Source organism: Nissabacter archeti, assembly GCF_018257325.1.
Taxonomy (GTDB): Bacteria; Pseudomonadota; Gammaproteobacteria; order Enterobacterales; family Enterobacteriaceae; genus Chimaeribacter; species Chimaeribacter arupi.
Map to the genome: position 1 here is coordinate 262,451 of NZ_JAERKB010000005.1, position 23,441 is coordinate 285,891.

Annotated in this window: 31 protein-coding genes and 1 tRNA gene; 11 read left to right on the forward strand and 21 right to left on the reverse strand. The window is 57.6% G+C overall.

Annotated features, from left to right (window positions below; genetic code table 11):
• The 5 genes from JK232_RS08750 to luxS all read left to right on the forward strand — a co-directional run bounded on the left by JK232_RS08750 (window position 1) and on the right by luxS (window position 3,890).
• Window positions 1-77: transfer RNA gene (locus JK232_RS08750), tRNA-Arg, on the forward strand.
• A gap of 511 nt (window positions 78-588) precedes the next feature.
• Window positions 589-1,155 (forward strand): fructose-1-phosphate/6-phosphogluconate phosphatase, encoded by a 567-nt coding sequence (yqaB, locus tag JK232_RS08755; RefSeq protein WP_072929011.1) that lies wholly within the window; start codon window positions 589-591, stop codon window positions 1,153-1,155.
• Window positions 1,152-1,580, forward strand: a complete 429-nt coding sequence (locus JK232_RS08760; RefSeq protein ID WP_072929013.1) for a YqaA family protein — start codon at window positions 1,152-1,154, stop codon at window positions 1,578-1,580. The genes yqaB and JK232_RS08760 overlap by 4 nt, the downstream gene beginning before the upstream one ends.
• 73 nt (window positions 1,581-1,653) lie before the next feature.
• Entirely contained in the window at window positions 1,654-3,219 is a 1,566-nt protein-coding gene (gene gshA, locus JK232_RS08765) for a glutamate--cysteine ligase (RefSeq protein WP_072929015.1), read from the forward strand.
• 155 nt (window positions 3,220-3,374) lie between these two features.
• The gene (gene luxS, locus JK232_RS08770; RefSeq protein ID WP_072929018.1) at window positions 3,375-3,890 is read left to right on the forward strand and encodes an S-ribosylhomocysteine lyase; all 516 of its coding nucleotides are present in this window, start codon (window positions 3,375-3,377) and stop codon (window positions 3,888-3,890) included.
• Between the two features lie 81 nt (window positions 3,891-3,971).
• Here luxS and JK232_RS08775 read toward each other — a convergent pair whose 3' ends face one another.
• The gene (locus JK232_RS08775) at window positions 3,972-5,261 is read right to left on the reverse strand and encodes an HlyC/CorC family transporter (RefSeq protein WP_072929020.1); all 1,290 of its coding nucleotides are present in this window, start codon (window positions 5,259-5,261) and stop codon (window positions 3,972-3,974) included.
• Window positions 5,262-5,328: 67 nt separating this feature from the next.
• Window positions 5,329-6,120 (reverse strand): cytochrome C assembly family protein, encoded by a 792-nt coding sequence (locus JK232_RS08780; protein ID WP_072929022.1) that lies wholly within the window; start codon window positions 6,118-6,120, stop codon window positions 5,329-5,331.
• 165 nt (window positions 6,121-6,285) lie between these two features.
• Between JK232_RS08780 and ffh the strand changes: the two genes are divergently transcribed.
• The 5 genes from ffh to rplS all read left to right on the forward strand — a co-directional run bounded on the left by ffh (window position 6,286) and on the right by rplS (window position 9,837).
• Window positions 6,286-7,647 (forward strand): signal recognition particle protein, encoded by a 1,362-nt coding sequence (ffh, locus tag JK232_RS08785; protein ID WP_072929024.1) that lies wholly within the window; start codon window positions 6,286-6,288, stop codon window positions 7,645-7,647.
• Window positions 7,648-7,802: 155 nt separating this feature from the next.
• Entirely contained in the window at window positions 7,803-8,051 is a 249-nt protein-coding gene (gene rpsP / locus JK232_RS08790; RefSeq protein ID WP_072929026.1) for a 30S ribosomal protein S16, read from the forward strand.
• Window positions 8,052-8,069: 18 nt separating this feature from the next.
• On the forward strand, window positions 8,070-8,618 hold the full coding sequence (gene rimM / locus JK232_RS08795) for a ribosome maturation factor RimM (protein WP_072929028.1): 549 nt from the start codon (window positions 8,070-8,072) through the stop codon (window positions 8,616-8,618).
• 52 nt (window positions 8,619-8,670) lie between these two features.
• Window positions 8,671-9,426: a tRNA (guanosine(37)-N1)-methyltransferase TrmD gene (gene trmD / locus JK232_RS08800; protein WP_101829379.1), complete on the forward strand. Its 756-nt coding sequence runs from the start codon at window positions 8,671-8,673 to the stop codon at window positions 9,424-9,426.
• A gap of 63 nt (window positions 9,427-9,489) precedes the next feature.
• Window positions 9,490-9,837, forward strand: a complete 348-nt coding sequence (gene rplS / locus JK232_RS08805) for a 50S ribosomal protein L19 (RefSeq protein WP_072929033.1) — start codon at window positions 9,490-9,492, stop codon at window positions 9,835-9,837.
• Window positions 9,838-10,053: 216 nt separating this feature from the next.
• On the opposite strand, the gene JK232_RS08810 is transcribed toward rplS, so the two are convergent.
• From JK232_RS08810 to JK232_RS08850, 9 genes are all read right to left on the reverse strand, one after another.
• Complete coding sequence (locus JK232_RS08810; protein WP_212589066.1) at window positions 10,054-10,284, reverse strand: ogr/Delta-like zinc finger family protein; 231 nt, start codon at window positions 10,282-10,284, stop codon at window positions 10,054-10,056.
• A gap of 106 nt (window positions 10,285-10,390) precedes the next feature.
• Entirely contained in the window at window positions 10,391-11,461 is a 1,071-nt protein-coding gene (locus JK232_RS08815) for a contractile injection system protein, VgrG/Pvc8 family (RefSeq protein ID WP_212589067.1), read from the reverse strand.
• Window position 11,462: 1 nt separating this feature from the next.
• Window positions 11,463-11,927, reverse strand: a complete 465-nt coding sequence (locus tag JK232_RS08820; RefSeq protein WP_072929039.1) for a phage tail protein — start codon at window positions 11,925-11,927, stop codon at window positions 11,463-11,465.
• An 11-nt stretch (window positions 11,928-11,938) separates the two neighbouring features.
• A complete protein-coding gene (locus tag JK232_RS08825) occupies window positions 11,939-13,918 on the reverse strand; it encodes a phage tail tape measure protein (protein WP_212589068.1) in 1,980 nt (659 codons plus the stop codon).
• Window positions 13,911-14,042, reverse strand: a complete 132-nt coding sequence (locus tag JK232_RS08830) for a GpE family phage tail protein (protein WP_241522906.1) — start codon at window positions 14,040-14,042, stop codon at window positions 13,911-13,913. Before JK232_RS08830 ends, JK232_RS08825 begins: the two co-directional genes overlap by 8 nt.
• 20 nt (window positions 14,043-14,062) lie before the next feature.
• The gene (locus tag JK232_RS08835; RefSeq protein ID WP_072929043.1) at window positions 14,063-14,344 is read right to left on the reverse strand and encodes a phage tail assembly protein; all 282 of its coding nucleotides are present in this window, start codon (window positions 14,342-14,344) and stop codon (window positions 14,063-14,065) included.
• A 96-nt stretch (window positions 14,345-14,440) separates the two neighbouring features.
• A complete protein-coding gene (locus tag JK232_RS08840) occupies window positions 14,441-14,950 on the reverse strand; it encodes a phage major tail tube protein (protein WP_072929045.1) in 510 nt (169 codons plus the stop codon).
• Window positions 14,951-14,964: 14 nt separating this feature from the next.
• Window positions 14,965-16,134, reverse strand: a complete 1,170-nt coding sequence (locus JK232_RS08845; protein WP_212589083.1) for a phage tail sheath protein — start codon at window positions 16,132-16,134, stop codon at window positions 14,965-14,967.
• 115 nt (window positions 16,135-16,249) lie between these two features.
• Complete coding sequence (locus JK232_RS08850; RefSeq protein ID WP_212589084.1) at window positions 16,250-16,837, reverse strand: recombinase family protein; 588 nt, start codon at window positions 16,835-16,837, stop codon at window positions 16,250-16,252.
• A 61-nt stretch (window positions 16,838-16,898) separates the two neighbouring features.
• Here JK232_RS08850 and JK232_RS08855 point away from each other — a divergent pair, with 61 nt between their 5' ends.
• Window positions 16,899-17,606 carry a glycine-rich domain-containing protein gene (locus JK232_RS08855; RefSeq protein ID WP_476739373.1) on the forward strand — a complete coding sequence of 236 codons (708 nt, stop codon included), beginning with the start codon at window positions 16,899-16,901 and terminating at the stop codon, window positions 17,604-17,606.
• Between the two features lie 50 nt (window positions 17,607-17,656).
• On the opposite strand, the gene JK232_RS08860 is transcribed toward JK232_RS08855, so the two are convergent.
• The 10 genes from JK232_RS08860 to JK232_RS08905 form a co-directional block, all read right to left on the reverse strand.
• Window positions 17,657-18,064, reverse strand: a complete 408-nt coding sequence (locus tag JK232_RS08860; protein ID WP_338086304.1) for a phage tail protein — start codon at window positions 18,062-18,064, stop codon at window positions 17,657-17,659.
• Between the two features lie 119 nt (window positions 18,065-18,183).
• The gene (locus JK232_RS08865) at window positions 18,184-19,239 is read right to left on the reverse strand and encodes a phage tail protein (RefSeq protein WP_212589071.1); all 1,056 of its coding nucleotides are present in this window, start codon (window positions 19,237-19,239) and stop codon (window positions 18,184-18,186) included.
• A complete protein-coding gene (locus tag JK232_RS08870) occupies window positions 19,229-19,843 on the reverse strand; it encodes a phage tail protein I (protein ID WP_072933692.1) in 615 nt (204 codons plus the stop codon). Before JK232_RS08870 ends, JK232_RS08865 begins: the two co-directional genes overlap by 11 nt.
• A complete protein-coding gene (locus JK232_RS08875; protein WP_212589072.1) occupies window positions 19,836-20,744 on the reverse strand; it encodes a baseplate assembly protein in 909 nt (302 codons plus the stop codon). The genes JK232_RS08870 and JK232_RS08875 overlap by 8 nt, the downstream gene beginning before the upstream one ends.
• 5 nt (window positions 20,745-20,749) lie before the next feature.
• Window positions 20,750-21,100 carry a GPW/gp25 family protein gene (locus JK232_RS08880; RefSeq protein WP_212589073.1) on the reverse strand — a complete coding sequence of 117 codons (351 nt, stop codon included), beginning with the start codon at window positions 21,098-21,100 and terminating at the stop codon, window positions 20,750-20,752.
• Complete coding sequence (locus tag JK232_RS08885; protein ID WP_072933699.1) at window positions 21,097-21,783, reverse strand: phage baseplate assembly protein V; 687 nt, start codon at window positions 21,781-21,783, stop codon at window positions 21,097-21,099. Before JK232_RS08885 ends, JK232_RS08880 begins: the two co-directional genes overlap by 4 nt.
• Window positions 21,784-21,870: 87 nt before the next feature.
• The gene (locus tag JK232_RS08890) at window positions 21,871-22,350 is read right to left on the reverse strand and encodes a phage tail protein (protein ID WP_101857972.1); all 480 of its coding nucleotides are present in this window, start codon (window positions 22,348-22,350) and stop codon (window positions 21,871-21,873) included.
• Between the two features lie 37 nt (window positions 22,351-22,387).
• A complete protein-coding gene (locus JK232_RS08895; RefSeq protein ID WP_212589074.1) occupies window positions 22,388-22,897 on the reverse strand; it encodes a lysozyme in 510 nt (169 codons plus the stop codon).
• Window positions 22,878-23,093 carry an HP1 family phage holin gene (locus JK232_RS08900; RefSeq protein WP_072933705.1) on the reverse strand — a complete coding sequence of 72 codons (216 nt, stop codon included), beginning with the start codon at window positions 23,091-23,093 and terminating at the stop codon, window positions 22,878-22,880. Before JK232_RS08900 ends, JK232_RS08895 begins: the two co-directional genes overlap by 20 nt.
• Complete coding sequence (locus JK232_RS08905; protein WP_072933707.1) at window positions 23,090-23,293, reverse strand: tail protein X; 204 nt, start codon at window positions 23,291-23,293, stop codon at window positions 23,090-23,092. The genes JK232_RS08900 and JK232_RS08905 overlap by 4 nt, the downstream gene beginning before the upstream one ends.
• Window positions 23,294-23,441: the final 148 nt, after the last annotated feature.

The following is a 23,441-nucleotide window of genomic DNA, read 5'->3' on the forward strand; positions in this document are numbered from 1 at the left end:
GCATCCATAGCTCAGCTGGATAGAGTACTCGGCTACGAACCGAGCGGTCGGAGGTTCGAATCCTCCTGGATGCACCATCTTCTTCAGATAATTTCCTTTATTCGTCTCCCTCTCTCGTTTTTCCGATGTGTTTCTATCCTGTTCCTATTCTGTCCCCGCGCCAGGCAACACGTTAATACCCCCACTTTCTGTTTATGCTCGCTTTCTGACGCTGCTTGTTTTCGCTGGCTTGCGATTAACGCCTGTTCCCCATTTCTTTGCGTATAAACACAGATTCTCTTCTTTATCCGTTTACGTCTGCGGTGATCTATTTCCTGCCCCGGTTGCGCCTCTATTACCCCGGTTCGCTTAACCGTTTCTCTGCCCTGTTTATTCCGAAAATTCATCGTGTTAAGCGGTGATTAAACCATCAGTTCTCAACACGCACGTCAGTTGATTTATGTTTTATAGGGAATTTTTCATGCGCCAGGTTTTGCGGTTGATTGATTGTCTGTGCCACTTCGTTACCGCTAATTAACCAACATGCGACATTCAAAAGACTTTACGCTAAAGTAGTTTTTCTCTTTTTCAGTGAATGCGGAGTACACGATGTACGATCGTTACGAAGGACTGATATTTGATATGGATGGCACCATATTGGATACCGAACCGACTCACCGCAAGGCCTGGCACCATGTGCTGACGAAATATGACATGCACTATGACGCAGATGTCCTGACGGCACTGAATGGCTCACCCACCTGGCGGGTTGCCCAGGCGATTATTGATGCGCATCAGTCTACGCTGGATGCCTATCAGCTGGCGGCAGAGAAAACCGCCGCCGTGAAAGAGATGCTGTTTGACAGCGTCCGGCCACTGCCGTTGATTGACGTCGTCAAAGCATATCATGGCCGCCGCCCGATGGCGGTAGGCACCGGCAGCGAGCACAGCATGGCTGATGCCCTGTTGCGGCATCTTGGGCTGCGTGACTGTTTTCAGGTGATTGTCGGCGCCAATGATGTCAGCAACCCCAAGCCTGCGCCGGATACTTTTTTACGCTGTGCCGAACTTATGGGCGTTCCCGCTGAGAAGTGCGTGGTATTTGAAGACGCGGACTTCGGCATTGAAGCGGCAAAACGCGCCAATATGGCCTATGTCGATGTGCGTATTTTGTGAGTGACGCGCTGGCTATTGCGTCATTATTTGGCAGTAGTTTTCTCAGTGCGACCTTGTTGCCGGGAAATTCAGAAATTCTGTTGGTCGCGTTATTAACTGCCGGCGATACCGCACCGGCAGCATTGGTGGTGTCTGCAACGGCAGGCAACACCCTGGGCGGCTTGACGAATGTGGTAATAGGACGCTTTCTACCGGCGATGTCAGCCCAGCGGGGGCATAAACTCGCCCTCGGTTGGCTGACCCGCTTTGGGCCGGCTGCGCTGTTGCTCAGCTGGGTGCCTGTAGTCGGCGATGTGTTATGTGTGTTTGCAGGTTGGCTGCGTATGCCCTGGCTGCCGGTAACGTTATGTCTCTGCCTGGGTAAAGGCATCCGTTATCTGGTGTTGGCTTATCTGACTTTACAGGGGTTGTCCTGGTGGCACTAAACAGAACAAACAGCCTGGGGCAAGCTGGCGACTCTGCTTACACGTTATCGTTTTTTGAGAGCGGGAGGTCGATTTGATCCCGGACGTATCCAAAGCACTTTCATGGCTGGAAGCGCACCCTCAGGCAATTAAAGGCATCCGCCGCGGCATCGAACGTGAAACGCTGCGGGTGAATGCAGATGGTTCACTGGCCAGCACCGGGCATCCTGAATCCCTGGGGGCAGCATTAACGCATGAGTGGATTACCACGGACTTTGCGGAAACGCTGTTAGAATTTATCACGCCGGTAGATGGCGACATTGATCATCTGCTGACATTCCTGCGTGATATTCACCGGCACACCGCCCGCACGCTGGGCGAAGAGCGGATGTGGCCGCTGAGTATGCCCTGCTTTGTCGGTGACGAGCAGGATATCGAGCTGGCGCAATACGGCACCTCCAATATCGGGCAGATGAAAACCCTGTACCGCGAGGGGCTGAAAAACCGCTACGGCGCCCTGATGCAAATCATTTCCGGCGTTCACTATAACTTCTCGCTGCCGCTCTCTTTCTGGCAGGCGCGGTTGGGCGTAAAAGATGCGGAAAGCGGCAAAGAGGCGATTTCGGCAGGCTATTTCAGCCTGATCCGTAACTACTACCGTTTTGGCTGGGTGATTCCTTACCTGTTTGGGGCATCGCCGGCGATCTGCTCCTCGTTCCTGAAAGGGCGGGAGAGTGCATTACCTTTTGAGCGTGATGAAAAAGGCATGTGTTACCTGCCTTATGCCACCTCACTGCGCCTGAGCGACCTGGGGTATACCAATAAATCGCAGAGCAATCTCGGTATTACGTTCAACGATCTTAATACCTATGTGGCAGGGTTGAAGAAAGCGATTCGCACGCCTTCTGAAGAGTATGCGGCGATGGGGTTAAAGCGCGACGGCCGTTATCTGCAACTGAATACCAATGTATTGCAGATTGAGAATGAGCTGTATGCGCCGATTCGTCCGAAACGCGTTACCCGTCGCGGTGAAACGCCGTCTGATGCCCTGATGCGTGGCGGCATTGAGTATATTGAAGTGCGTTCGCTGGACATCAACCCGTTCTCCCCGGTTGGGGTCGATATTACCCAGGCCCGTTTCCTGGATCTGTTCCTGATCTGGTGTGCGCTGGCGGATGCGCCGGAGATGAGCAGTGATGAACTGCTGTGCACCCGTAAGAACTGGAACCGGGTGATCCTGGAAGGGCGTAAGCCGGGCCAGACCATCGGCATTGGCTGCGAGGAATCGTTTGAGCCACTGGTTGAGGTCGGCAAATCACTGTTTGCGGATTTACGTCGTGTGGCTGAAGTGCTGGATAAGGTCAATGGCGATCGCCAGTATCAGGGAACCTGTGATGAGCTGGTTGCATCATTTGATGATCCTGATTTGACATATTCCGCCCGGATATTGCAGGCTATGAAAGAGAATGGCCTGAAAGGCGTCGGGCTGGCACTGGCTGAACAGTACCGTCAGATGCTGAGTGAAGAACCGTTGGAAATTCTCACTGATGAAAAGCTTGCAGCAGAACAGCAAGCCTCATTGCAGCGGCAGGCAGCGATGGAAGCTGAGGACACATTGAGCTTTGATGAGTTTCTGTCGAAGGTAAATGGCGGAAACTAAAAGAAAAAGGCCACAGTCACTGTGGCCAAATATACATCGCTGATAACAGAGATGATGATAACAAATGCGCGTCTTTCACTTATTAAGACCCGCCCACTGCGAAAAGGTTTCCTGAATTCGCTAAAAATATCTTTTTTCTTAGAGGAGGTGACACGATGCCCCTGTTGGATAGCTTTACTGTAGATCATACCCGGATGGCCGCTCCTGCCGTTCGTGTCGCAAAAACGATGCATACACCTCATGGCGATACCATTACCGTGTTTGATCTGCGTTTCTGCCGGCCGAATCTGGAAGTGATGCCGGAGCGCGGTATCCATACGCTGGAGCATCTGTTCGCCGGCTTCATGCGCAATCACCTGAACGGTGACGGTGTAGAGATTATCGATATTTCACCGATGGGTTGCCGTACCGGTTTTTACATGAGCCTGATTGGTACGCCGGAAGAGCAGCGTGTGGCGGATGCCTGGAAAGCGGCGATGGCCGATGTGCTGAAAGTCTCTGACCAGCGCGCCATTCCGGAACTGAACGAGTATCAGTGCGGCACGTACCAGATGCACTCCCTGGAAGAAGCGCAGGAGATTGCGCGTCATATCCTGGATCACGATGTGGTGGTGAACCACAATGATGACCTGGCCCTGCCGAAAGAGAAGCTGCACGAACTGCACATCTAGTCTCAGCAGGTTTCAGTGACAAAAAAGACGCGTTTATCGCGTCTTTTTTATGGCTGAGGTGTATGGGCTGAGGCCAGGGACTCAGTGTTGTTCGACGCTGGCGCGGATCGGTTGTATCGGCGTAACCCGTACCTGTTTAATCATGTTGTCCTGCACGTCGAGGATCTGGATATCATAGTTCTCTATCCGGATCTGGGTATTCACCGGTGGGATCTCTTCCAGCACTTCCAGCAGCATCCCGTTAATGGTGCGTGCATCCTCTGCCGGCAGGCGCCAGTTAAACGCTTTATTCAGCTCACGCACGTTGGCACTGCCTTCGATCAGAACGGAGCCATCGCTTTGCGGCGTTACCTCTTCCGCCAGCGTCGGGGACATCGAAGTGGTGAAATCACCCACGATCTCTTCCAGGATGTCTTCTACCGTGACCAGACCCTGAATGTCACCGTATTCATCCACCACAATGCCGACTTTTTCCTTATTGCGCTGGAACTTCACCAGCTGGATATTCAGCGGCGTACCTTCAGGAATAAAGTAGATCTCATCGGCGGCACGCAGCAGGTTCTCTTTATTAAACTCTTTTTTCTCGGTCATCAGGCGGTAAGCTTCGCGCACGCGCAACATGCCGATGACGTCATCAAGTGACTCACGGTAAAGCACAATCCTGCCATGCGGTGAGTGCGTGAGCTGGCGCATGATCGACTTCCAGTCATCATTGATATCAATGCCGACAATCTCATTGCGCGGCACCATGATGTCATTCACCGACACACTTTCCAGATCCAGCACCGACAGCAGCATGTCCTGATTCCGGCGTGAAATCTGGGAGCGGGACTCATTCACAATGGTGCGCAACTCCTCTTTACTGACGGCATCACTCAGGTGAACATTGCTTTTGATGCCGAACAGGCGCATCAGCAGGCGTGACAGCGTGTTGAGGAACCAGACCAGCGGCAGCATGATTTTTTGCAGCGGCATCAGCAGCAGGCTGCTCGGAAAGGCAATGCGCTCGGGGTAAAGGGCCGCAAAGGTTTTTGGCAAGACTTCGGCGAACAGCAGCACGCCAAAGGTCAGGATACCGGTAGCAATCGCGACCCCGGCATCGCCGTACAGCCGCATCCCGACAATGGTCGCCAGCGCGGAGGCCAGGATATTGACCAGGTTATTCCCGATCAGTACCAGGCTTATCAGCCGGTCAGGCTGCTGAAGCAGTTTTTCCACCCGGCGCGCAGCCCGGTTCCCCTGTTTGGCCTGATGGCGTAACCGGTAGCGGTTGAGCGTCATCATGCCGGTTTCAGAGGCAGAAAAGTAAGCGGAAACAATGATCATAATGATCAGTGTGATAATCAGGGTGCCTGTAGAGACGTGCTCCAACGCGGTCTTCCTTATAACAGTGTGAACTCCCCGGCAGGGGAGTATAAAAAATTCAGATGACGATATATCAGCCTATCATGATCTGCTGAATCAGCCGGCTGCCAAAGTAAGCCAGGGTGAGCAGGACGGCACCGGCCATGCTGAACCAGACTACGCGGCGGCCGCGCCAGCCCTCATGGTAATGCCCCCACAACAGAACAACATAGACAAACCATGCCATGATCGACAGCACCGCCTTATGGACGTTCTCCTTGCTGAACAGGTTATCCATATAAAACAGGCCGGTGCACAGCGTCAGCGTCAGCAGCACAACGCCGACCTGCGTAATGTGGAACAGCTTACGCTCAATGGTCATCAGCGGCGGCATATCAGAGGCAAAAGAGAGGCGCTTATTCTTCAGCAGATAGTCGAGCCAGGCGAGCTGGAAGGCATACAGCGCCGCGATGATAAGCGTGGAGTAAGAGAACAGCGCCAGCCCGATATGCACCAGCAGGCCGGGGCTGGACTCTAGATGGGTAATAAATTCACCGGGTAACAACCCGACAAAAATCAGGTTAATCAAGGCGAAACTATACACAATTGGTAACAAAAACCAGCCGCGGTTACGCGAGGCGACTATCGTCATCACGGTACAGATAATCAGGCTGACCATTGAGCCGATATTGACCAGGCTCAGGTTCTGGCCGGTATTGACGCCAAAAATACGCTGCTCCAGCGCAATGGCATGGCTAACCAGCGCCACGGCCGCGCAGAACAGCGCCAGGCGGCGGAAACCACTCTGTTGCCGCACCAGGCTGGGAAGAATCAGCGCAAGGCTGAGCAAGTAGGCAATCATGGCCACGAAGGCAGGAATCGGCATAAGGTGTCGTCGGGTATCAAAAAATAAGTCAGAGGGTCAGTATAACGTCAGCGGCGTCACGCTCCAACCGTTCCCCTACGGCGGGGCAGAGATCGCCCGGACTTCGTGTTATAATCCCGCCATTGTGTCGCCAAGGCGGCCTGTCATTACGTTGAGCAAGAGACGATGTTTGATAATTTAACTGATCGATTGTCGCGCACACTGCGCAATATCAGCGGCCGCGGGCGGCTGACCGAAGAGAATATCAAAGAGACCCTGCGTGAAGTGCGCATGGCGCTGCTGGAGGCGGATGTTGCGCTGCCGGTCGTGCGTGACTTCATCAACCGTGTCAAAGAGAGTGCGGTTGGGGTTGAGGTTAACAAGAGCCTGACGCCGGGCCAGGAGTTCGTCAAAATCGTTAAAAACGAATTGATGAATGCCATGGGCGAGGCTAACTCTGAACTCAATCTGGCCGCCCAGCCACCGGCCGTGGTGCTGATGGCCGGCCTGCAGGGTGCAGGTAAAACTACCAGTGTGGGTAAACTGGGTAAATTCCTGCGCGAAAAGCGCAAGAAAAAAGTGCTGGTGGTCTCCGCGGACGTTTATCGCCCGGCGGCGATTAAACAGCTGGAAACCCTGGCCGAGCAGGTGGGCGTGGATTTCTTCCCGTCCGATGCTCAGGAAAAGCCGGTGGATATCGTCACCCGTGCGCTGCAACAGGCCAGGCTGAAGTTTTATGACGTTCTCCTCGTCGATACCGCAGGCCGCCTGCACGTTGACGAAGCGATGATGGACGAAATCAAACAGGTACATGCCGCGATTAACCCGGTAGAAACCCTGTTTGTGGTCGACGCGATGACCGGCCAGGACGCTGCCAACACCGCGAAAGCCTTTAATGAAGCGCTGCCGCTGACCGGCGTGGTGCTGACCAAAGTAGACGGTGATGCCCGTGGCGGTGCCGCGCTCTCTATCCGCCATATCACCGGCAAGCCGATTAAATTCCTGGGTGTGGGTGAGAAAACCGAAGCCCTGGAGCCGTTCCATCCCGATCGCGTAGCTTCCCGCATTCTGGGCATGGGCGATGTGCTGTCGCTGATTGAAGATATTGAGAGCAAAGTTGACCGTGCACAGGCGGAAAAACTGGCCTCCAAGCTGAAAAAGGGCGACGGTTTCGATCTGACCGACTTCCTGGAACAGTTGAAACAGATGCGTAACATGGGCGGCATGGCCAGTATGCTGAGCAAGCTGCCGGGCGCCGGTCAACTGCCGGACAACGTCAAATCGCAGATGGATGACAAGGTTCTGGTGCGGATGGAAGCGATCATTAACTCAATGACGCTGAAAGAGCGCGCCAAGCCGGAAATTATCAAAGGCTCACGCAAGCGCCGTATCGCGCTGGGCGCGGGGATGCAGGTGCAGGACGTCAACCGGCTGCTGAAGCAGTTTGACGAAATGCAGCGCATGATGAAGAAAATGAAGAAGGGCGGCATGGCCAAAATGATGCGTGGCATGAAAGGCATGATGCCGCCTGGTTTCCCTGGTCGTTAACCCCGGATTATTTATTTACAGCGGCGCACAGCAACTTTGTACGCTTTAGATTGCTTTTTGCGCCAAAATGAGTAAAATTTTCGGGCTTTTTATATTGCACCCGGGCCCCGTTCCCTCAATGGGGCCCGGCTGTTTTATTAACTAAAGAGGATGTTATGGTAACAATTCGTTTGGCACGTGGCGGCGCGAAAAAGCGTCCGTTCTATCAAGTAGTAGTGACCGACAGCCGCAATGCGCGTGACGGTCGTTTCATCGAGCGCGTAGGCTTCTTCAACCCAATCGCGTCTGGTCAGGCTGAAGCACTGCGTCTGGATCTGGACCGTATTGAGCACTGGCTGGGTCTGGGTGCTACCGTTTCTGATCGCGTTCACGCGCTGATCAAAGACGCTAAGAAAGCAGCTTAATCTGTCGCGGTGGCAACGATGAGCAAGCAACTCAAACCGGTAGCACCTACGCAGCCGATTGTACTCGGTAAAATGGGGTCTACTTACGGCATTCGTGGTTGGCTCAGAGTGTTTTCATCCACCGAAAACGCCGAAAGCATTTTTGACTATCAGCCCTGGTTTATCCAGCAGGCCGGTAAGTGGCAGCTTGTTGAGTTGGAAGACTGGAAGCGCCACAGTCAGGATCTGATCATCAAAGTCAAAGGCATTGACGATCGGGATGCCGCGAATCTGCTGACGAATTGCGAAATCGTCGTGGATTCTGGGCAATTGCCGCCTCTGGGCGAGGATGATTACTACTGGAAAGACCTGATGGGCTGCCAGGTAATCACCACAACCGGGTATGAGCTGGGTAAAGTCATCGACATGATGGAAACCGGCTCAAACGACGTGATGGTCGTGCGGGCAAACCTGAAAGATGCATTCGGCATGAAGGAGCGGCTGGTTCCGTTTCTTCATGGGCAGGTTATCAAGAAAGTCGATCTCACTGCTCAAGTGATTGAAGTAGATTGGGATCCTGGTTTTTGACCTCCGATTTGACCGGAAAAGATGAGTGGAACGGCAGCATAGGGATGGGCAAATGTTTATCGGTATAATCAGCCTGTTTCCTGACATGTTCCGCGCCATCACCGATTACGGGGTAACTGGCCGGGCAGTTAAAAATGGCCTGCTGAGCGTACAGTGCTGGAGTCCGCGTGACTTCGCCTACGACCGGCATCGCACTGTGGACGATCGCCCTTACGGCGGCGGCCCCGGTATGCTGATGATGGTGCAACCTTTACGGGAAGCGATTCAGACAGCAAAAGCAGCGGCAGGCGAGGGCGTCAAGGTTATCTATCTTTCGCCTCAGGGGCGCAAACTCGATCAAGAGGGCGTGCGTGAGCTGGCGTCAAATCAGAAGATGATTCTGGTGTGTGGCCGCTATGAAGGGATTGATGAACGGATCATCCAAACCGAGATTGACGAAGAATGGTCAATCGGTGATTACGTTCTCAGCGGGGGCGAACTGCCGGCCATGACGCTGATTGACTCTGTTTCCCGGTTTATTCCGGGCGTACTGGGTCATCAGGGTTCTGCAGAAGAAGATTCTTTTGCAGATGGCTTGCTGGATTGTCCTCACTATACCCGCCCTGAAGTGTTGGAAGGCATGGAAGTACCGCCGGTTTTACTGTCGGGCAACCATGCTCAGATACGCCGTTGGCGTTTAAAGCAGTCGCTGGGCCGCACCTGGCTTAGAAGACCTGAACTTCTGGAAAGCCTAGCTCTGACTGACGAGCAACAGGTGTTGCTGGCCGAGTTCCAAAAGGAACACCGGGCCAGTCAACCAGACTATTAAGGGAAACGTTAGCTGCGGCTGATTTTCCCGATATATCAGTTTACCTAGGGTAAGAGACATATTATGAGCAACATTATTAAGCAAATCGAACAAGAGCAGCTGAAGCAAGACGTACCAGCATTCCGTCCGGGTGATTCCGTGGAAGTGAAGGTATGGGTCGTTGAAGGTAGCAAAAAACGTCTGCAGGCATTCGAGGGCGTGGTTATCGCCATCCGTAACCGCGGTCTGCACTCTGCATTCACTGTTCGTAAAATTTCTAACGGCGAAGGTGTTGAGCGCGTATTCCAGACTCACTCCCCAGTAATCGACAGCATTACTGTGAAACGCCGCGGCGCCGTTCGTAAAGCCAAACTGTACTACCTGCGTGAGCGTACTGGTAAGTCTGCTCGTATTAAAGAGCGTCTTAACTAAGATACAGCTAACGCTGCATCCAAAAGTTAATAGATATGAAGGGGTTAGCCACGGGCTAGCCCCTTTTTTTATGCCTGTGTCTACGGAATGGCTACAAAGAGGAAGCTCAGGGAAGAAAAAAGCCTGCGCGGGGCAGGCTTGGGGGAGGGAAATATCAGCCTCATGACGTGCATCAGTGGCTGGGGGCTGAGTCAGCAGCAGCGCAGGTGAGGCGCATCAGGGGCGCGGTTTTGGTTCCGCGGCCGGGGAGGCTTTCCCTTTTGGGTGAAAGGGCACCGGGTTAACGCGGCCGGGTGTCATGATCGCGTCGGTGATGGTTTCCAGCGACTTAAATGTGTGGCCGCAGTTGATGTTGGTGCACTGGTGGTAACGCTCCTTGGTCGCATCGCTTAAGTACCGGCTCGAACGCGCGTGCGCCGTGTGTTTGCACAACGGACATTTCATCATCTCTGGCTTTCTCTGCATCTCGGTGGGGGCCAGAAGTATATCACCGGGTTGCTGATGTAAGTCAATGCTTGCAAATGCAAGTTTGTGATGGCCGTAACTTCACACTTTATGGCGCAGTTTCCAGGGCAAGGATGGTCGTAAATCCCTCAGCACCGAGATTGTGCTCCACTTTTGTAATAATCCAGCGCACCTCGTTAAATTGAGATTTAAACCCCGCCAGGGTGACCGGCGTTTCCGGTACCAGATCTTCCCGCCCGGAGGCCAGCTTAATGCTCATGGTCGCGGAAAGCCGTTGCAGGCTCTCTACCCTGGCCTGCGCGGCCAGCCGCGCGCTGGCTTCATCCGGGTAGATCCGCGGAAGCTTATCAATTTTCTGTTTGCCGCCCTCCCGGATGTAGGCCTGCCCCGCACTTTGTGCTGTCGGAACCGACAGGGTCGGCATGGTTTTTTGTTGCGCACCGTTAATATCCAGCCAGCTCGCTTCCACTGCCGTATAAATAGTGCGATCAGCCAGGGAAAAATCGTGCTTATCCCCCTGGTTCCGTGAGATCACCACAGGCGGGAGAGGCACTCCGGAGGCAGAGCGGCCGGTACCCGGCTTCAGCAGCATTAATGTCCCGTATTTGATATCGGCAATGGCACCATATTGCGGCGCCAGCCGGGTGAGAAAGGCCATGTCTGTCTCATCCGTTTGATGCGCGCGGATAACGGTAAGCTCGGCAAGCTCCGGCGCGATACTCGCCTGCAGGCCGTTGCGCGCTGCGATAATCTTAACGATTGAACCCAGCGTCGTCCGGTCTGTGTTGCCGTCAAAGTAACTCTCTTTACGCGTTTCACTTAAGATGCCGCTGAAATCTGCACTGCTGGCGGTAATGGTCAATATATCCGGCGCGCCTTTGTGTTGGAGGGTGTTGACAATAAACGACCCCAATAAAGTCAGCGGTTGACCCTGCCAGCCAAGGGATGCCAGCAAAATTTTGCCGCGCGTGGGCAATGCTAACTCGCCATCCGAATCATCCAGATCGAGGGAAACAGTATCAGCTAAGGTGCCGCGGTTCAGCGTCGCTTTCAAATTGATCAGCCGCGGCCGTACCTGCCCGCTGATGTTTTTGCCGTCCAGCGTCAGGGTGAAATCTGGGCCGAGCGGCGTGCCCAGCGTCGTGGTCAATGGAGCCATCTTATCCTCCCAGTTTGCTCAGGGTACCGGCCGCTTTGCCCGGCAGGGCTTTGGCCTGGGCCGCCAGATCGCCGAACATTGCTACCAGGTTTTCATCAATACGCTGGAGGGTGAGCGTGAAATCAATTTTTTGAGGCTCTCCTCTGGCCGTCAGTTCGCTATGCGTATCGGAAATCTCTTTGACTACATACATCCCGTAAATCAATCCATTGCCGGCGATCAGCGGCCATGCGCAGCCGGACTGGCCTATCGCTTGTAACGCCATTAATGAAGGCTGGCCGCCGGTCACCTCCGGCACCAGGGTGCCGGAGAGGGTGATGGTTTCGGCATCCGGCCCCAGGAACTGCGCGGCTGGGCGGGCGCCCACGCGAGAGTTTGTCGGCCAGCGGAATGTGGCTTTGTGGGCCATCGTCTTAAACGGCAGTGTCTGGAGTTTAAACACCATCATGCCCAGGGTCATCAGCATACGAACTCCTGTTAAAAATGATTAAGCCCGGCAATAAATTGCTGTTGGTTCTGCTGGTTAAACGCTTCCGACAATTGACGCTGGAGCGCCATTGGATCGACAGGTTGCCCTTCCGGCAGGTTAAGCTGGATATGCTGGGTAAAGGTGCGGTTATCAGCCGCTACTGTATTCCCGCCACTCATTAACGGCGTGACATGGGTAAGCGGCGGCACCACAGACAGGCTGCCCGGCGTTGCCGTGTCGCCTGATGGAAGGCTGAGGTTCTCGCTGCCTTTTTTCGCCAGGCCGAGTTTCTCCAGTACCCAGTCCACGCCATCGCCCAGTGAATTCATCAACTGCAATGCGGTTTTCAACGGTGCCAACAAAAACTCGGCAAAATTTTTCCCGGCGGCGCTGACCTGGCCAAGGCCTTCACTGGTGAGTTTGATCGGCGTCAGGAAGTTCATGAAACCGTTATAAAGGGATTTCACCGTGTTGCCGATGCCCTCAAACAGAGGTGCCAGCGGGGCAAACATCTCTTTAACTGGCGCGAACGCGATGCTGAACCCTTCGGCAACACCGGCCATAAAGGCGCTGATGGGCTCCCAGTATTTCCGGATCAGCAGCGCGCCGCCGACAATGGCGGCGACCACGGCCGCGGCGATGCCGACAATCGCCAGTAACGGTGCAGAGGCCACGCCAAATGCGCCGGCAATTACGCCGCCCAGCGTGGTGAATGCCGGCGCAAGCAGCGAAGCCGCGCTCATTAACATACTGATGCCGCTGAATACCGGGCCAAACACCCCGCCCAATGTGCCCAGTGCGCCGCCAATCAGCGTGACCGCACCGACCAGTGTCATCAGCGTGCCGCTGAGTTGCGGGTTTTGCTGTATCCATTGATTCAATGTGCTCATCCAGTCAGTGGCGGTCTGGATGAGAGCGCGCAAGCTCTCATCCTGCTGGCTGAAAACGGTGCTGAGCACCGCGCTGCCGGCAGCAGAAAGTTTTTGCAGATCGCCATTGCTGTTGTCTTGTTGCAGGGCAGCCCCGCGTGCAGCGGCACCGGCGGTTTCGGCGGGAAGCGCCAACGTTCTCTCACCGGCGGCGGCAACCAGCACCCCGACGCCGGCGGCCTGTTGTTTGCCGAACAGCGCGATCAGTGAGGCGGATTGCTGGGCGGGTGAGAGCTGCTGGCGGGCAAATGCCTCGTTGATGCCTTTCAGCACGTCGGTAATCGGCAGCGGCTGGCCGGCCGCATCGGTTTGCTGCACGCCCAGGGCATCGAGTGCCGGGCGGGACATTTTTAAACGGGCCAATACGGCACCGGCACCTTCTGGTGAGACATCGTGTTGTGCCAGCGTGGCCACTATCGCCGCCGTTTCAGCAAAACCAGCCCCGGCTGCTTTAGCCTGCGGCGCCACGGTATTCATTGCATCGCTGAAGGCCTGAATACTCAGCCCGGCCTCACGCGCGCCCTGGGTCAGCGCATCCGCCATAGCGGCACCGGCATCGTCGGGCGCATCAAAGGCGGATTGCAGATCCGTCAGGATGCCGGCACTCTCTTCCGCCTTCAGCCCGCTTATCGCCGACAGATTCAGCGCCGGGGCCGTGGTGTTGAGAATGGCATCGGCATCTGCACCGGATTGCGCCAGGCTGGTCTGAAGTTCGGCAATTTCCTGGGCATTGATGCCCATTGAGATGCTCAGATCACCCGCCTGAGTGCGCAGGGCGGCAAGTTGTGGGGCATCGGCACCTAAACCGAGGGCGGCCTGGGTGCCGGAAAATTGTTGTTCAAGCGTGATTGCCGGGGCAAATACGCTGTTAACGGTGCTGACTGCGGCCAGGGCTTTGCTGCTGTAGTCATCAATCTGGCTGCCCAGCGCCGCCACCGTTTCGGCCCGTGCGGCCAGCATCTCTTTCAGCTGTTGGGCCTGGGCCTGCCGCGCCAGGCGATTAAGCGCCTCATTCAGTGCGCGCTCATCCTGTCCGCCGGGGTTTTCGCTGTTACTCATCAGGGACTCCGTGCCGTTGCAGGGCTTTATGCCGCCAGCGCAGAAGCTCGCCGAGCGGCATCGGGTTCATTTCAGAAGGGGGCCAGTGGAAGACCACGGCGATGTCCGCCATCAGGTCATCCACCGTCAGTGAGGCGGGCGCGTTTACCGGGCCGATGTCGGCGATAAAAAACCGATCACCTTGCCGGCCAGCGCCACCAGGTCCACCACGTCCAGCCGTGAGCACTCCTCTTTGGTCAGGGAGGGCAGGGTGAGGCGCGGCAGCACAATCATCAGCGCGTCTACATCCGCGTTGGCCACCGCCGCCAGCCCGACGCCGCGCAGCGCGCCGGCGGTGGGTTTGATCACCTCAATCTGGGTGATTTCGCTCTCGCCGCGTGCCAGCGGGCTGTTCAGGGTAACCAGGTTATCGTTCGTAGTGTTCATGACGTCTCTCTTCCGGGAAAAAAGGCCAGCGCATAGCACTGGCATCTGGGGGTATAAAACGCAGGGGGTTATAAACTGATCGTTATAAACTGAATATTACAGGCCGATGGCAGTGCGTTGGGCGGCCAGGCGGTCAACGCCGTTGACGATCTCCACCATGTTCAGGGTGTCGACTTCAATCAGGGCCTTACCATCAATGGTGAGTTTGAAATAGGTGCACTGGGTAGAGATTTTGGTTTCTGTCTCTTCACCCTGTTTGTACTCACCAAAATCAAACTCTTTGTGGCGCCCGCGCATCACCACTTCAACGGAAGAGACCTCGCCGGTGTCATCACGCTGGAATGCGCCGGCAAAGCGCAGCGGCACATCAGTGCTGCTGCCCCACTGTTGCAGCACCAGTTCATCGATGCCGCCCAGCGTCCACTCCAGCGCCAGCGCGTCGTCATCCAGGCCGAAGTCGATGGCGGCGGCGCCGGACATGCCGCCGCCGCGGTAGTTTTCCAGTTTGCGGGTCAGTTTCGGCAGGGTCAGCGAGGAGACCACGCCCAGGTAGCTGTTCCCGTCGTTAAACAGGTTCAGGTATTTCAGTTTTCTTGGGAATGCCATAAGACTCAGTCTCCTTAGCTGTTCACAGAGGCGGCAAAGTTCACCAGGTATTTATCGGTGATGCGTTGGCGCAGGGTCAGATCTTCCAGCGGCGGAACCGGCGTGTAGTCGTAATCGATATACAGCTTGCCTGCTTTCAGGGTTTCAGGGGTGTTGGCGGCGTCGTCATACCAGCAGCTGCCGTCGATGATGTAGCCCGCGGTGCGCATTTCACGCATTTTGGCGTTGATGCCCTCGATCATGTCGCGGATCAGGGACGGGGTCATCGGTTTGTCCACTGCCCACATGTGCGCATCGGCCATGGTGTCCGCCAGGATTTGCGCGGTGCGGGTGTAGTTTTCGAAGGCGAATAACGGGTCTTCGCTGCAGGTGCGGTTGCCCCAGAAGCGGAAGCCGTCTTTGCGGATAAGCGTGGTGACGCCCGCCTGGTTCAGCAGATCGGCATCGGTGCCGGTGGCTTGCAAGTCCCAGAAGACGCTGGCGGAGAGGCCGGTCACGCCGTTGACGCCGACGTTCGACAGGGTTTTATGCCAGCCGGTTTCCTGGTCGATTTTCGCCCGCAGGCCCATCGCACGCGCGGTGGCGTACGCGGTGTCAGCCTGGCTGATGGTGGTGTTCCAGCTGACGAAGTCCGGCCAGATCACCATCAGTTCGCGCTGGCTGAAGTTTTTGCGATAGTTTGTGGCGTCTGTCAGGGTCTTGGCGCCGAATGCGCTGATGTAGCCGAACGCGCGCAACTGCTGGCAGATGGCCGCCAGCGCGGTGGCCACCGGCTGGGAGTCCAGCCCCGGCACGCCAAGGATGCGCGGTTTCACACCCAGTTCCGCCTGGGCGGAGAGCAGGGCTTTCATGCCGGTATAGCGGCCGTTTTCATCGGAACCGCCGATGAGGTTGCTGGTGGTTTCCGCCTCATCTGCACCGGCCGCAACGCGTACCACAACAGTGACGGGTTTGCACTGGTCAGCGATGGCGAGCAGCGCCGGGGCCAGGGTGCCGGTTTTGCCGGCTTTGCCGCTGGCGGCCAGCACATCGGTGATGAGAACCGGGGTATTGAGCGGGAACAGCGCGGCATCGGCGTCGTCTGCGGTGCAGACCAGGCCAATGACCGCGGTAGAAACAGTGGAAATAACGCGGGTGCCGTCGTTGATTTCGACAACACGCACGCCGTGGTGATAATCAGCCATCAGGTTGACTCTCTCTGTAGTGGATGGTGGCGCCAGCATGACGCGCACAGAGGCGCTCTGCATCCACTCCCCGGCGTCCGGGCGCTGGCACAACAGGCCGCCCGTGCCGCCGGGGTTAACCGGGCAGCGGGGCGCTGTTTTTTAATTGGTGCTGTTCAGCCGCGGGGATGTAGCGGTAGAGCGTTTTCACCGAGACATCCAGCACCAGCGCGGTCTGTTGCAGGGAGGCACCGTTGGCGAGCAGCCGTTTCGCCTGCGCCAGCACCGGCCCGGTCATCTTCCTTTTCCGGCCGCCGATACGCCCCTCGAGCCGTGCGGCCTGTAACCCGGCCAGGGTCCGCTCGATGATCAGCTCGCGTTCCATCTCCGCCAGGGCGCTCATGATATGGAAGAAGAAGCGCCCCATCGGCGTGCTGGTGTCGATGCTGTCGGTGAGGCTGCGGAAGTGGATGCCTTTCGCATTGAGTTCACTGACCAGGGTAATCAGGTGGCGAACGCTGCGGCCAAGGCGGTCAAGCTTCCACACCACCAGGGTGTCACCGGCGGAAAGCCGGTTCAGCGCCCGCCTCAGGCCGGGGCGCGCCAGGGTTTTTCCGCTTATTTTATCTTCAAAAATCTGGTCACAATGTGCGCTGATCAGCGCCTGCCGCTGGAGTTCGGTATTTTGGTCATTTGTTGATACGCGGATATAGCCAATAAGCATCATCTTCCTCCTGAATAAGCGCGGAAGAGTGCCACAGCGGCGGGCGGAAAGGATCAGGGAAATGGGGGGAGGGGGTCTCGAAAACCTTGGTTTGGGGGAAGCGAAATTTTCAGGACGTCTGTTGAATGTCCGGCGCTTCACCAAAAATGGGACGTATACGCCGGGTGAGGGGGTGAAGTCGATTATTGTAGAAGCCCAAGCTGGGGGAGGAAGCGGTGGAAATGTGCCTGATGTACCCGCCGGGCAAGCGGCTGCCGGATCAGGTGGCGGCGCAGGGGCCTACGCGAAAGTTCGTATAACAGATAAAGCGCTTTTTTCTTCTGTCATATTATCAATTGGAGAAGGCGGCGGTGCACCAAACATTGGTATGCCAGGTATAAATGGAGGAAATACCTTCTTTGGTAATTTAATTAATTGTCCGGGTGGTGCAGGGGGCGGTCATGGCCGGGTGTTGACAGGGGCTGGAACCTCTTCGGCTAACGGACATAATACTGTACCTCCTACTATATCCCCTCAATGTGAAATATTGGTTTCTCTGGCTGGCGAAGCGGGGGGTAATGGCCTTGTGTTAAATCAGGATGCCCCCTTGGCTGGAGCGGGCGGATGCAGCCCATTTGGCATTGGAGGTCACGCCCCCACAAGTCCGGGTGCCCGAACTGCCTATGGGTATGGTGCTGGAAGCTCAGGCGCTAATGGGCACGCTTTAACAACAGCCCAGGTTGGCCTGCCGGGTATGAATGGCATTATTGTTGTTTGGGAATATGCCTAATAATGAAAAAGGCCGGCCTGAACATTAATTCAGACTGGCCAAATTGCCAATTAAGCCGCCCTGACAATGTAATTGAAGGAAACATTGCGCGGGCGGGTTTCATTCCCTCCAGTTGAGCTGGTTGGCGCTGAAGGAGCGTAATCATATCCTTGGTGATTAGCTGAAGTTTGCCCAGGCACTTCTAGTATCCCGCTACCTGGAGGAGAATTATCTGCTGTTGGCGATATATGGTTATGCGATAAAAACTCATGCCCCTGCCAACTTAATACCGCCCTTCCATGATCCACCCCTCTGCCATTATCCCAGCCGCGGATAAATTCGCCGCGTAAATCTGGTAATTTCCCGGACGGGTACGCCTGCGCCAGTTGCGGAAAATGCGCTTTGTCGAAGGCGGCACCGTCACAACTCAGCCAGCCGGCAGGGGGCACTGCGCCCGGCCAGGGCAGCGGCACACCCACCGGAATCAGGTGTTCTGTCAAACCAAGGTTTGCGAGAACCGCGTCCCTGCATTTTCTTGACCTGACTAATAATGAAAAAAGCCAGCCTGAACATTAATTCAGACTGGCCAAATAGCCTATTAAGCCGCCCTGACAATATAATTAAAGGAAATATTACGTGGGCGGGTTTCTGAGCCTCCGGTTGAACTGGTTGGGGCTGCGTATCCATAATCATAGGATAGGTATAGATCACCAGATAATTGCCCGGGTACCTCTGCTGTGCTACCAGGTGTACCAGGTTTTGAACCATCAGATGTAGGTGCCAAATGGTTATGCGATAAAAACTCATCCGCCTGCCAACTTAACACCGCCCTTCCATGATCCACCCCTCTACCATTATCCCAGCCGCGGATAAATTCGCCGCGTAAATCTGGTAATTTCCCGGACGGGTACGCCTGCGCCAGTTGCGGAAAATGCGCTTTGTCGAAGGCGGCACCGTCACAACTCAGCCAGCCGGCAGGGGGCACTGCGCCCGGCCAGGGCAGCGGCACACCCACCGGAATCAGGTGTTCTGTCAAACCAAGGTTTGCGAGAACCGCGTCCACCGCCTGCGGGCCGAGGGCTTTGATCTCGGCCAGGGACTGGTTGATGCGCAGATATTGCGTGTGCGGGTTCTCGGCGGCGATGTGTTTGTTCAGCTGGTCGTCAACGTAGGCTTTGACTTCAATGATCCGGTTATCAACATATTCCCGCGTCGCCAGTACCACCGATGGGTCGATTTTCAGCGTCACGGCGTCGGTGCTGTTTACCACCAGGATCATCCGCACTGTCTGGGTGCGGCCGCTGCCTTCCTGAAGCAGCGGTTTGTACGTCTCCGGGCAGTTGGCGACGGCGATCAGCACGCCGCTGTCGTCATACAGGCCGATTTCACGGATCCAGAAACCGCCTTCATCCTCCGGGATAATCTGCTCGGCAATAATCTGGTTCGGGTTGGCGGCGTCCACGCTCAGTGAGTTCAGCGCCGCGCGGCGTTTCTCGCCTTTCAGCGCAGTTTGCGCCGGGTCAGGCGTCGGCAGGGTGCCGCCGCCATCGCCCACGGCCATCTGGGTCAGGCTCAGTTGGGTGCCCAGCGCAGTGGCGTTCGCCAGTTTCGCCGCGCCCAGGTTGGTCAGAAGCGCATAATATTTAGCCGTCATAATTCACTCTCACATTGTCAATGATATGGACCGCAGAGCCGGTAATGGCGAGGCCGGACACGGTGATGTTTTCAGGGTAATAGGGGTAAACGGTCAGCTCGCTGCCGTCATAACTGGCGACGCTGACCGGCAGCGAGCCGGTGACATCCAGGTTGATGGAGAGGCCAATCAGGTGGCGGCTCACCGGCTTGGCATCGTTGATCAGCCGTTCCAGTTCCTGGTACATCTCCGCAGTGATGCCGGTCTCCAGCACGCCGACGTCCAGCCGGAAGGTGCCCGGCCGCTCGTTGGTCTGCCACCATTCCCGCACGCGGATCAAATACCCCAGCGGCTCCACCACGCGGCGCAGCGCGCCAATCGTGCCTTTGTGTTTGTGCACGAACCAGGAGCTGCGCACCGCCGAACGTTTGGCCTCTTCCGTCCAGTTTTCGTCCCAGCGGTCCACGGAGAAGGCCCAGGCCAGGTAGGGCAGCAGCGCAAGCGGGCAGGTGTCCGGGTTCCAGAGTTCGCGCAGCGGCACCGGCACCTGTTCCAGCGCCGCCAGCGCCGCAGCCGCCGCCACTTCCAGCGAGGAGGAGCCGGCGGGCAGCAGGCGATCACTCATCGGAGCCTCCCACCGTCAGCGAATAGGCGGTGCAGAGCGATGCCTGGGTTTTGTCGAGCACGATGTCAGCGACAGGCGAGGCGAGTTCTACCCGCTGCACGCCTTCCACATGCAGCGCGGCGTAAATTGCCGACAGCCGGATGTCGCGCCCCAGGCGGCGCTGGTCATTGATGTAGGCCTCCAGTTGCTGCAGGGACGCCGCGCGGATAGGCTCTGCTTCCGGCGTCGGCAGCAGGTAGAGCACCGCCTCAATCTGGTAGGGCACAATGGTGGCGGACTGCACCGTCACGCGGTCGGCGACCGGGCGCACGTCTTCGTCGTTCAGCGCCTCCCGCACGATTGCCAGCAGCTCATCGCCGGCGTGGCCATCCGCTTCGCGTGACAGCACCGTCACGGTGACTTCCGCCGGCGCCGGGCTGATGGCGGAAGCATCTGCTACCCGGCCATCGGCACTGCGCGCGTGGTACTCGTACGCGCCGCTCGGCCCGGCCACGCTCAGCCCCTCAAAGGCCTGCGGGATGCGCAGGCGGAAATCACTGTCAGACTCCATCACCGCGGTTTTCGGCGGCACCGCCGTCGGGTCAGCCGGTTCCAGCACCAGCCGCTGCACGTTGGTGTAGGCGGCGAGCTGGTCGAGATCGCTGCCGTTGGCGTAGGCCACCATCACGGCGCGGGCGGCGTCGTTGACCCGCTGGCGCAGAATAAGCTCACGGTAGACGTTCTCCTGCACCAGTTTCACCAGCGGCTCAGACTCCAGCGACAGCGTGCGCGCCACCGCCTCCTGCTGCTCCACGGGGAACAGCGAAATCAGCGCCGTCTTGCGCGCCTCGAACAGGGTTTCATAGTCCAGCGGCTCCACCACATCGGGGGCGGGCAGCAGGCTTAAATCAATCGTCGCCATAGGGGTCAGCTCACAGGAATGCTCAGGGAAAAGTTCATCGCCGTATCGCGGCGGGTGCCAGTCAGCTCGACGACCATCTTCCCGTCATAGCCGGGGGTGAACGTGATGGCGGTTAAGGTGATGCGCGGCTCCCACTGCAACAGCGCGCTATAACAGGCGGCCATAATCTGTAACCGCAGGGTGTCGTTCTGCGGCTGGTCAATCAGCGTGGAGAGCAGCGAGCCGTAGCTGCGGCGCATCACGCGTGACCCCTGCGGGGTTTGCAAAATGTCACTGACCGACTGGCGGATGTGGTCGAGATCCTCAATCGCCCCGCCGCTGGTGCGGTTCATGCCGAGGTACGTGGCCTGGTTCATTGCGGGCCTCCGGTCTGGGCGCCGCCGGGGTACACGCCGCCGTGGCGGTGGCTGTGCAGGGCGATGCCGTTGGAACTGAGCGTGCCGCCGCTGTGCGTCAGGTTGCCGGTCAGCGTGCCGCCCTGTTGCACCGCCAGCGTGGCGGTGGTCAGTTTCTGGGTGCAGACCACCTCGGGGCTGTCGAGCGTGATGCGCGACGATGCCACGCAGCGGATCTGCGGGGCCGTCACGGTGACGCTGTTACGGGCGTCGGCGGTGATGGTCTCTGCCGTTACCGACACGGCCTCTTTGGCTTCGACGGTGGCGGAGGTGATGCCTTTCACCTGGAGCGCGCCGGTTTCCGGTTCATATTCGATCATTGCGCCGTCCGGGAAGGCCAGGTGCACGGCGTCGGCGGAGGCGGAGGGGGCAGGGTTGGCGTCAGAGAACACCGCCGGCAGCACAAAGGCGGTGTTTAAATCACCGCCAATGGCCAGCAGCAGCACCTGTTCGCCCACCGAGGGTGCCCACCAGCTGCGGGTGCGGCCCGCCCTGGCGGTGAGCCAGGGCAGCCAGATGGTGATGTTCTGGCCCGCCGTCACCCGGCAGCGGGCGGCGGCCAAATCGACCTCCGACACGGTGCCGATGCGGATCAGGTTGCCCAGCGTGCAGGCCAGAGAGGAGAGTTGCGCGTGTGTATTCATGGGATGAAGGATGCCGTCTCAAAGGGTTATGCGACAATCAACGGCTGCCCGGCTATGGCGTACACAACGCCGCCGGGCAGCCGCGGGTTATTCCGTCCAGCTGCTGATCAGTTCCCCGTCGAGGTAGACCTCGTGCGGCGCCGCGACATCCTGTGGCGGCGGCGGTTCCGGCAGGTGTGTGACCTGCGCCGCGCCGTCCTGCTCCGTCACCAGCACGCGCTCCGTGAGCCGCAGGGTAAACAGCAGCGTGCAAAGCTCGCCGCTGTCCGCCCGGCGGCAGGTGAAATCGGTTTCGCGCTTTTCGGCGCTGTTCAGCAGGTCGGGCTGGTTCTCCCGCAGCCAGGCGAGGATAACCACCGTCACGTTGTCGAGGGTGGCGGACGCCGTCAGGGCGCTCAGTTCGCTGATGGAGACGAGCAGCGGGTAGCGGTACTCAAAACAGAGCGACGGCGCGAGCGTCGAGACAATCTGCATCTCGCCGGGTGTGAGCGTCAGCATGTCCGGGTTTTTTTTGAGCACCGGCACCTGCTCAAGCAGGGCCTGGCGCAGGCGTTGTTGTTTCAGCATGAAGTGCCTCCTGGCACGGTTAGGGGCTAAACAGGGCTCACGCCCCGCTCAGGCAGAGCGCCTGTTCCGCCGCGCGGCGGCGTGCCAGCCCATTGCTGCGCACACCGTCCACATAGACCCAGCGCGGCAGCTGGTCACAGGCGGCGCGCCACTGCTGTTTATTGATGTGGGTGGCGAGCGTGGAGCCGCAGGCGGCACTGACGCCGACGTTAAACGCGAACGCGGCGACCGCGTCATACACCGGTTGCGGCATCGGCCCCGGCATACAGCGCGCCAGCCCGCGTTCGACGTGCTTCACATCGGCGATCAGGTTCTCCGCCGCCTCCGCCTCGGTCAGGGTGGTGTTGGCGGCCACGTCACGGGTATGGCCGATGCCGTTGGTCCAGACCCCGGCGCTGCACTGGTACGGCGACAGGCGGCAGCCTTCGAAGTCGGTGATCAGCGCAAGCCCGGCGCCGGAGGTGTGCAGTGTGCTGTAGTCCGGCAACAGCACCGCCAGGCCGAGCACCGCCGCCGCGCTGCACCGCTTAACGGTTGAGGTGTTCATAATCGCTTTTGCACAACCGGCTTTTCGCCAATAGCTGGAAGCTTTTGCGGCGGTAGTACCAGTTCACCAGAAAGGTCGCGACGCCGACGCCGGTGCCGCCCATCAGCGCCAGGTCTTCCGGCGACAGCACGCCGAGCGAGGCCAGCAGCGTAGCGACGGTGTAGGAGAGGGAAGAAGCGACGCGTTCGATGCTCATTCCCATAATTTCACGCTCTCCGTCACCGGCACGGCGGCGGCATCCGGCAGGGTGAGCGCGGTGCCGTGCGGCAATACCGGGCCGTAACCGGCAAGCGCGGGGTTCAGGGCATAAACCTGCTCCACCAGGGCGCGGGTCTGGCCGTAATAACGCCAGCAGACCGCATCCACGGTTTCCCCCTGTTCACTGTATATTTTCATTTCAGGCCCCCCGGCAGGCGCGCCTGCACCAGGGAAAAAAGCAAGGTTGGGTAGCTCATGGGGCATGTCCATTAACGGAGTGAAGGAACAGCCATCAGTGTCCGGAATGTATGCCGGGGCAGCAATTAAGCGGGGTTGTGAAACGGGT